This window comes from Jatrophihabitans sp. (assembly GCF_036389215.1).
Taxonomy (GTDB): Bacteria; Actinomycetota; Actinomycetes; order Mycobacteriales; family Jatrophihabitantaceae; genus Jatrophihabitans_A.
Window position 1 is genome coordinate 1 of record NZ_DASVQG010000047.1, and the last position, 6,893, is coordinate 6,893.

Annotated in this window: 7 protein-coding genes; 3 read left to right on the forward strand and 4 right to left on the reverse strand. The window is 70.0% G+C overall.

Annotated elements, in window-relative coordinates:
• Nucleotides 1–271 precede the first annotated feature (271 nt).
• Entirely contained in the window at nt 272–1,180 is a 909-nt protein-coding gene (locus tag VF542_RS02110) for a phosphatase PAP2 family protein (protein ID WP_408650054.1), read from the forward strand.
• A 21-nt stretch (nt 1,181–1,201) separates the two neighbouring features.
• Here the strand turns inward: VF542_RS02110 and VF542_RS02115 are convergent, their stop codons facing one another.
• Complete coding sequence (locus VF542_RS02115; RefSeq protein ID WP_408650055.1) at nt 1,202–2,329, reverse strand: PP2C family protein-serine/threonine phosphatase; 1,128 nt, start codon at nt 2,327–2,329, stop codon at nt 1,202–1,204.
• 192 nt (nt 2,330–2,521) lie between these two features.
• On the opposite strand from VF542_RS02115, the gene VF542_RS02120 reads away from it, so the two are divergent.
• Complete coding sequence (locus tag VF542_RS02120; protein ID WP_408650056.1) at nt 2,522–2,944, forward strand: hypothetical protein; 423 nt, start codon at nt 2,522–2,524, stop codon at nt 2,942–2,944.
• Nucleotides 2,945–2,951: 7 nt separating this feature from the next.
• Here VF542_RS02120 and VF542_RS02125 read toward each other — a convergent pair whose 3' ends face one another.
• The 3 genes from VF542_RS02125 to VF542_RS02135 all read right to left on the reverse strand — a co-directional run bounded on the left by VF542_RS02125 (nt 2,952) and on the right by VF542_RS02135 (nt 4,465).
• Entirely contained in the window at nt 2,952–3,413 is a 462-nt protein-coding gene (locus tag VF542_RS02125; RefSeq protein WP_408650057.1) for a ribose-5-phosphate isomerase, read from the reverse strand.
• A gap of 62 nt (nt 3,414–3,475) precedes the next feature.
• Entirely contained in the window at nt 3,476–3,814 is a 339-nt protein-coding gene (locus VF542_RS02130; protein WP_408650058.1) for a DUF952 domain-containing protein, read from the reverse strand.
• A 27-nt stretch (nt 3,815–3,841) separates the two neighbouring features.
• On the reverse strand, nt 3,842–4,465 hold the full coding sequence (locus VF542_RS02135; protein ID WP_408650059.1) for a DsbA family protein: 624 nt from the start codon (nt 4,463–4,465) through the stop codon (nt 3,842–3,844).
• Nucleotides 4,466–4,566: 101 nt separating this feature from the next.
• Between VF542_RS02135 and pepN the strand changes: the two genes are divergently transcribed.
• A partial coding sequence (gene pepN, locus VF542_RS02140; protein ID WP_408650060.1) for an aminopeptidase N occupies nt 4,567–6,893 on the forward strand: 2,327 nt, incomplete at its 3' end.

Consider the following 6,893-nt stretch of genomic DNA (forward strand, 5'->3'; position numbering starts at 1 on the left):
GGGCGAAGGCACTCAGCCGCAGTACCGCCACCTCGGACGGGGCGCTCATCCGCCCGGCCTTCCGGGCGCTCCGGCGAGCACTGCCGGGCACCGCTGACATCGTTGCGGGTCGGTCTCCGCGGCCATCCGCGCCTCCTCAGCCAGAGCCTGCACCATAACCGGACACGCGCTTGGCCATTGACGTACTGTCACCGGCCTCTGCGACAATCTTCGACGATCGGCGCGGGAGCTGGTCCGGAAAGGCGTCGGTGACCGCGGAAGAGATCCAGATATGTTCGAATACGGTATGAGCTCGTACCGCAGCCTGATCGAGGCAGGTCCGAGCAGCGGGACGCCGCAGCCGGCAGGCCACCGCCGCATCGAGCCGGTCCGGCGCCCCCGGATCATCGGCGAGCTGCTGGTGGTGCTGCTGTTGCTGCGGGCCTATGACATGGTCCGCGGCCATGCGGAGGTCCGCGAGGTCGCCGCGCTGCACCACGGTCAGCAACTGCTGCACGTCGAGCGTTGGCTCCATATCGACGTCGAGCTGTCGGCCAACCTGTGGACCACCCAGCAGACCGCGCTGTCGCTGCTGGCCAGCTACTGGTACCAGTTCGCACACCTGTCGGTCACCCTCGGAGCGCTGGTGTGGTGCTGGTGGCGTCGAGCCCAGAGCTACCGGCGGGCGCGAAACGCGCTGGTGCTCACCAACGTCTTCGGCCTGGCCATCTTCCTGGTCTACCCGGCCGCGCCGCCCCGGTTCCTGCCTGGTTTCGGCTTCGTGGACTCGGTGGCCAATGCCGGCTTCGGAGTCACCCACGGCGGCCCGGTGACCGCCGACCAGTTCGGTGCCTTCCCGTCCCTGCACCTGGCCTGGGCGGTGTGGACGGCGCTGGTCGCGCACCGGCTGGTTCGTTCCAAGACGCTGCGCCGGCTGTGGCTGTGCTATCCGGTGATCACCGCGGTGGTCGTCGTGGTGACCGGAAATCACTACCTGCTCGACATCCTGGCCGGCGTCCTGATCGCGCTGGTGACGCTGGCGATCGCGCACTACCTTCCGCCTCGCCGCCACCGGCAGCACCGCGATGACCGGCAGCACCGCGGTGACCGGCCCGCTGAACCACAGCCGGCCAACCTGGCGCGGCCGAAGGCCCCGGACTCCGGCGAGAGCGAGCTGGTGCCGACGCACCGCGATCCCTGATCACGCCGGGCGGTGACCGGGTCAGGACGACCCGGCTGACACCACCGTCCTGCTCGACTGGTGGCCCGAATGCCAGTGGACCCGGCCACCGGACCGGCCGGTCGGCGCCGGCTGTTGCGATGCCTGGCGCTGGATCAGCACCAGGGTCCGGTCGTCGTCGGTCCGCTGCGGCACCTGGTCGATCAGCACCCGGGCGAGCCCGGCAACGGCCGGGAGCCCCCCGGCCAGCGCCTCGACACCGTCCATCAACCTGCGGGTGCCTGCGTCCATGCCCCGGACGCGGTCTTCCACGACACCGTCGGTGTAGAGGAACAGCGCCTCTCCGGGCTGCAGGATGTCTTGATCGGGCACGCCGGTCAGCGCCGGCAGCGCCCCGAGCACCGTCCCGGCGGCCGCCGAGGTTCGCCACGGCGGCGCCTGGGTGGGCCGGAAGTGCAGGGCGGGCGGATGGCCGGCAACCCGGATGCTGTACTCGCCGCTGCCGAGATCCAGCTCGACGTAGATGGCCGACGCCAGCCCGACCGACCACTGCTGCCGGGCCAGGTAGTCGTTGGTGGCCACCAGGAACTGCTCGGCGGGCACCGAGCCGAGCAGCCCGCCCACCGCACCGGACAGCAGCAGGGCCCGCGGGCCCGCAGCGATTCCGTAGCCGGCCACGTCGATGACGGCCAGGTGCAGCACCTGGCTGCCGCCCTCGCACACCAGCCGGTTGGCGACGAAGTCGCCGGAGATGGCCGCCCCGTGAGCCGGCCGCTGCTGGATCTCGACCGTCCAGCCGGCCGGCACGGACGGCGGTTGCGCCTGCACCAGCAGCCGGTCCCGGATCAGGCCGAGGACCGTTTCGGCACTGACCTGCCTGAGCCCGAGCCGCTCGCGGCGGCGCGCCTGGACCACCGCGACCAGCGCGGCCACCAGCACTATCACCAGCGCCGATTCCGGCAGCTGACTGGACCGGCTTCCATGCGCCAGAACGACAAGCCCCAGGCAGAGCGCCGCGGCGGCCAGCAGCATCAGCAGCCTGCGCAGCACCAGCACCAGCGAGGACAGCACCACGACGGTGCTGACCACTACCGCGACCTCGATCTCGGCGTTGTCGGCCAGCAGGGACCAGCCGGCACCGAGCAGCAAGGCCAGGACCGCCGAGCTCACCAGAACCCGCTCGGAAGGCCGCTTGGCTCTGGCGCCAAGCCGGCGCGCGAGACCGCGCAGGCGGTCCGGGATTCCTACAGTCATGGTGGGCTCACCGTACTGAGCAACTCGCTTCAGGTAGCGAAGCGGTACCGATCCGTTACGCAGCGTGTCCACTTTCGCCACCTGTGACCGTTCGGGCAGGATGGACGCATGACCCAAGCCCAGGACCGGCCGCGCCGGCGGCGACGCCGGGGCAAGCGATCGGGCGCAGAGCCGGACAGCCAGCCGACCGGGACGGCCGGTGGCCAAGCCCCCCGGACCGGCTCCGAGTCCGACCCCGGTGGCGACCGGGCGGGCGAGCCGGGAACCGGCCGCCGGAACGAGGCAGCCCGCCGGAACGAGCCGGGAACCGGCCGCCGGAACGAGGCAGGCCGCCGGGAGGAGTCAGGTCGCGGTCACGGCCGCGACTCCGAGCGGGGCTGGCGTGAACTGGCCGGCAGCACCCCGTCCCAGATCGGGCTCGGCGGCGCGCTGCGGGCCCGCGACGTCGCCCGGCCGACGGCGGCGGACCTGGCCGCTGCCGAGCGAACAGTGGTCGTGGTGCGGCGGCAGTGGCAGCCGCCGGAGAGCTGAGCCGGCCTCAGCCCGGCAGCGCGCCGGTCTGCTCGTAGGCGCTCAGCATGCCGATCCGCCGGATGTGCCGGGGGTCTTGGGAGAACGCGGTGTTGACGAAGGCGTCGACGATCGAGAGCGCCGCATCCTGGCTGTGCATCCGGGCGCCCAGGCCTAGCACGTTGGCGTCGTTGTGCTGCCGGGCCAGGATCGCCGTCGGCAGGTCATAGCCCAGCGCCGCGCGCGCCCCGGTCACCTTGTTCGCCGCGATCTGCTCGCCGTTGCCGGAGCCGCCGAGCACGATGCCCAGGCTGCCGGGATCGGCGACGACCCGCTGCGCGGTCGCGATGCAGTACGGCGGATAGTCGTCCTCGGGTTCGTAGCTGTGCGGCCCGCAGTCCACGACGTCGTGCCCGGCGTCGCTCAGGTGCCCGGCCAGCACTGACTTGAGCTCGAATCCGGCATGATCACTGCCCAGGTAAACCCGCATGCCGACAATCGTGCCAGCACCGCGGCGACCCGCGACCTCGGGGTACGGCCACGACGGCGAGTTCAGCCCGGTGCAAAGCTGAACCCACCGCCGAGGTCGCGGCCCAACCGGTGCTCCGCGACCGCGGCGCTGGTCGGGATGGCGCCGTAGACGTGCGGGAAGTCCTCGTCGGCACCGTAGAGATCCTCATCGACCACCGGGTCCGCCAGCCGTTGCGGATCGATCTCCACCACCAGCAGATCGGTGCGGCCGGCGAACCGGGCGTTGGCCGTCCGGGCGACCTGGTCACGGTAGGAGAAGTGCACGAAGCCTTCCTGCTCCAGTGACGGCGGACGGTAGCTCCCGCGCGCGCAGGCAGCCCGCCAGTCCGGCTCGGCCACGATGTGAAAGATGGGTGACATCGCCTGCTGCTGTCCCGCCGCCGGTGCTCAGTCGAACCTGGGCGCCTCGGTGCGGGTTCGCTTCAGCTCGAAGAAGTAGGGGTAGGCAGCCAGCAGCCGGGTGCCGTCCCAGACCTTCACGGCGTCCTCGCCGCGCGGGATCCGGGTCAGCACCGGGCCGAAGAAGGCGACCCCGTCGACGTGGATCACCGGTGTGCCGACCTCCATGCCGACCGCGTCCATGCCCTCGTGGTGTGACTTCACCAGGGCGTCGTCGTACTCGGTGGAATCCGCCGCGTCGGCCAGCGATCCGGGCAGGCCGGCCTCGGCCAGCGCCTCGACCAGCGCCTCCCGGTCCAGGGTGCGTCCCTCATCGTGACGCTTGGTGCCCAGAGCGGTGTAGAGCTCCCGCAGGCTGGCCCTGCCGCTGTGCTGCTCGGCGGCGATGGCGACCCGAACCGGGCCCCAGGCCTGATCGAGCATCGTGCGGTAGTTCTCCGGCAGGTCACGGCCCTCGTTGAGCACCGACAGCGACATCACGTGGAACTCCAGATCGATGTCGCGCTGCTTCTCCACCTCCAGGATCCACCGCGAGGTGACCCACGCGAAGGGACACGCTGGATCGAACCAGAAGTCGACTTTCGCCCGGCTTTCCATTGTGTCTGTCGCCATATTCCAGCCCCTAACGCCTCAGTCGTTATGAAAGAATGCCTTCATTCAGCGTCCACCCGACGCTCTCTCCGCGACAACCACCTCTCAAGGAGCGGCATTCCGTGTCCAGTGTGCGCCCGACCGTGGGCCAGTCCACCGGTGACCTCGAGAACTACCGGATCGACGCCAACACCGTTCGGGTCCCGAACCTGACCCGGGAGGATGCCAGGCACCGCGCCCGAGCGCTGCGGGTGGACAGCTACGACGTGCTGCTGGACCTCACCGATGCCGACGGCCGCCCCAGCGAGCGTACGTTCCGCTCCCGCACCACCATCGAGTTCACCGCCGGCACGCCCGGTGCCTCGACCTTTCTCGACGTGGTCGCCGAGCGCTTCCACGAGGTCAGCCTGAACGGCCGGCCGGTCGACGTCAGCTCCTACGAGCCGGTGGACGGGATCGTGCTGCCCGACCTGGCCGAGCACAACGTGGTCGTGGTGGACGCCGATCTGCTCTACACCACCAACGGCCAGGGCCTGCACCGCTTCGTCGACCCGATCGACGACGAGGTCTATCTGTACAGCCAGTTCGAGACCACCGACGCCAAGCGGATGTACGCCTGCTTCGACCAGCCCGACCTGAAGGCCACCTTCACCCTGCACGTCACGGCGCCGGCGCACTGGAAGCTGGTGTCCAACGGTGCGGTGGTGGACATCGAGGAAGCCGGCGATGAACAGCTCGAGACCAAGACGGTCCATTTCGCCACCACGCCGCGGCTGAGCACCTACATCACCGCCTTGATAGCCGGCCCGTTCTTCCAGGCCACCGATCACCACGACGGCATCGACCTGGGGCTGTACTGCCGCAACTCCCTCGCCGAACACTTCGAGACCGACGAGCTGTTCACCATCACCAAGCAGGGTTTCGACTGGTACCACCAGAACTTCGGTCACCGCTACGCCTTCGGCAAGTACGACCAGGCCTGCGTTCCGGAGTTCAATGCCGGCGCCATGGAGAACGCCGGCTTGGTGACGATGTCGGAGGACTACGTCTTCACCAGCCGGGTCACCGACGTGCGCCGCGAGCGCCGTGCCACCACCGTGCTGCACGAGATGGCCCACATGTGGTTCGGCAACCTGGTCACGATGCGATGGTTCGACGACCTCTGGCTGAACGAGTCGTTCGCCGAGTGGGCCGCCAACATGGCCCAATCCGAGGCGACCAGGTGGACCTCCATCTGGACCACCTTCGCCAACTCGGAGAAGACCTGGGCCTACCGGCAGGACCAGTTCCCCTCGACCCATCCGGTCTCCTGCGAGATACCCGACGCCGAGGCTGTCGAGGTGAACTTCGACGGCATCACCTACGCCAAGGGCGCCAGCGTCCTGAAGCAGCTGGTGGCCTACGTCGGCCTGCCCAATTTCCTGGCCGCGATTCGCCAGTACTTCACCGAGCACGCCTACCAGAACACCACCCTCGGCGACCTGCTCACCGCCCTGAACGCCACCTCCGGCCGGGAGCTCTCCGACTGGGCGAAGATGTGGCTGGAGAGCAGTGGCATCAACACCCTGTCACCCGAGTACGACCTCGACGCGGACGGCCGGTTCAGCTCGTTCGCAGTCGTGCAGGACGCCCCGCGCGACACCTCGCCCGACAACACCCTGCGCCCGCACCGGCTGGCCATCGGCCTGTACGGGTATGAGGATTCCAGCGACGGCGAGCCGGCCAGGTTGGTGCGTACCCCCCGGGTGGAGGTCGACGTCGACGGCGAGCGGACCTCGATTCCCGAGCTGGTCGACCAGCCCCGGCCCGACCTGGTACTGCTCAACGACGACGACCTCACCTACTGCAAGCTCCGGTTGGACCCCCACAGCCTGCACACCCTGCGGCACGGTGGCCTGGCGGCCCTGCAGGACTCGCTGGCCCGCACGCTGTGCTGGACGGCGTCCTGGGAGATGGTGCGCGACGGCCAGCTGGCCGCCCGGCACTACGCCGACCTGGTGGCGTCGGCCGCCGGCAGCGAATCGGAGATCGGCGTGGTGCAGTTGGTGAACCGCCAGCTGCTGCAGGCCCTGGAGATGTACTCCGACCAGGAGTGGGCGCCGGCCGCCCGGGTCCGCTTCGGTGACCTGGCGATGGCCAACGCCCGCGCCGCGGCGCCGGGCTCGGATCACCAGCTGGCCTGGGTGCACGCGCTGCTCAATTCGGCCGGCACCGACGAGCAGCTGGACTTCGTGGCCGGGCTGCTGTCCGGGGAGCAACAGCTGGAAGGCCTGGCGGTGGACACCGAGCTGCGCTGGCTGATCCTGCGGACGCTGGTGGGCGCCGAGCGCGCCGGAGAGGCCGAGATCGCGGCCGCCGCGACGGAGGACCGGTCGGCGGCCGGTGCCCGCAACGCTGCCACCGCCCGCGCCAGGATCCCCACCGCCGAGGGCAAGGCGGCGGCCTGGTC